Below are 1,900 nucleotides of genomic sequence, written 5' to 3'. Positions count from 1 at the left end.
GTCGGACACGGTCCCGGGCCGGCGTCCCGCCTCGCGCGCACCCTGCTGCTCCATGTGGTTCCCCCCTCGCACGCTTCCCCAACGCCCTTCAGGCGCAGGGAAGTTCTGTGCCGATGACGCAACGGGGCCCCACGCCCCGTTGCCGGAATGTGGTGAGTGTGGCCGAGCGGTGACAACCTCCGGGCCGAACATGAAAGAGACACCACGCACGAGTGAACCGCCGCCGCCGTGAGCGATACATACGGCCGCGCGTAGGCTCTTGTCCGGTGTGGGGTGTCGATCCGCCCTCGCCGCACCCCCGGAACTCAACGGAAGCGAGATTTCACCACCGTGACTGCTCTCACTCTCAGCACTGCAGGCGCTGCGACGCTGCGCGCGGACGCCCTCGTCGTCGGCGTCGCGAAGGGCGCCAAGGGCCCGGTGGTCGCGCCGGGCGCCGAGGCCGTGGACAAGGCGTTCGACGGCAAGCTCGCCTCCGTCCTCGAGACCCTCGGCGCCGGCGGTGGCGAGGGCGAGGTCACCAAGCTCCCCGCGCCGGCCGGCCTGAAGCCCCCGGTCGTGCTGGCCGTCGGTCTGGGCGCGGCCCCCGAGGACGGCGAGGCGTACGGCACCGAGGCGCTGCGCCGTGCGGCCGGTGCCGCGGCGCGTGCGCTGTCCGGTGCCAAGAAGGCCGCTTTCGCGCTGCCCATAGAGTCCGTGGAGGACGCGGAGGCCATCGCCGAGGGTGCGCTGCTCGGCGCGTACGCCTTCACCGCGTACCAGGGAACGGCCGGCGAGAACGGTGCGAAGAAGCCGCTGGCCGAGGTCGCCCTGCTGGGCGCCAAGCCGCGTGACAAGGCGTTCAAGGCCGCCGCCGAGCGCGCGGTCGCGCTCACCGAGGAGATCAACCGCGCCCGCGACCTGGTCAACACCCCGCCGAACGACCTCACCCCCGAGGCCTTCGCCGCCGTGGCCACGGCCGCCGGCAAGGAGCACGGCATCAAGGTGCAGGTGCTCGACGAGAAGGCGCTCGCCAAGGGCGGCTTCGGCGGCATCCTCGGCGTCGGCCAGGGCTCCGAGAACCCGCCGCGCCTGGTCAAGCTCTCCTACACGCACTCCAAGGGCGCGAAGACGCTCGCGCTCGTCGGCAAGGGCATCACCTACGACTCGGGCGGCATCTCCCTGAAGCCGGCCGGCCACAACGAGACGATGAAGTGCGACATGAGCGGCGCGGCCGCCGTGTTCGCCGCTGTCGTCGCGGCGGCCCGGCTGGGTCTCGCCGTCAACGTCACCGGCTGGCTGGCCCTCGCCGAGAACATGCCGTCCGGCTCGGCCACCCGCCCCGGCGACGTGCTGCGCATGTACAGCGGCAAGACGGTCGAGGTCCTCAACACCGACGCCGAGGGCCGTCTGGTGCTCGCGGACGCGCTGACGAGGGCGTCCGAGGAGAACCCGGACGCGATCGTGGACGTGGCGACGCTGACCGGTGCGATGGTGCTGGCGCTCGGCAACCGCACGTTCGGCATCATGGCGAACGACGACGCGTTCCGTACCTCGATCCACGAGATCGCCGAGGAGGTCGGCGAGGCGTCCTGGCCGATGCCGCTCCCCTCGGAGCTGCGCAAGGGCATGGACTCGCCGACCGCCGACATCGCGAACATGGGTGAGCGCATGGGCGGCGGCCTGGTGGCCGGCCTGTTCCTGAAGGAGTTCGTGGGCGAGGGCATCACCTGGGCGCACCTGGACATCGCGGGCCCCGCGTTCCACGAGGGCGCGCCGTTCGGCTACACGCCGAAGGGCGGCACCGGGTCGTCGATCCGCACGCTGGTGAAGCTGGCGGAGCGGACGGCCGCGGGCGACCTGGGCTGACGGTCGGCCGGGGCGGGGCGGGGCCGCGGGTGCCGCCGCGCGGCGTCTGTTC

1 protein-coding gene is annotated in these 1,900 nt (G+C 72.5%); it reads left to right on the top strand.

What is annotated here, in order from left to right; all coding sequences use genetic code 11:
• Positions 1-330 precede the first annotated feature (330 nt).
• Entirely contained in the window at positions 331-1,848 is a 1,518-nt protein-coding gene (locus tag ACWGH4_RS34700; protein WP_453467844.1) for a leucyl aminopeptidase, read from the top strand.
• The last annotated feature ends 52 nt before the right edge of the window (positions 1,849-1,900 follow it).

It is taken from the genome of Streptomyces sp. NPDC054847 (assembly GCF_053610925.1).
The sequence above is the reverse complement of the archived record's forward strand: the minus strand, read 5'-3'. Positions and strand labels throughout refer to the sequence as shown.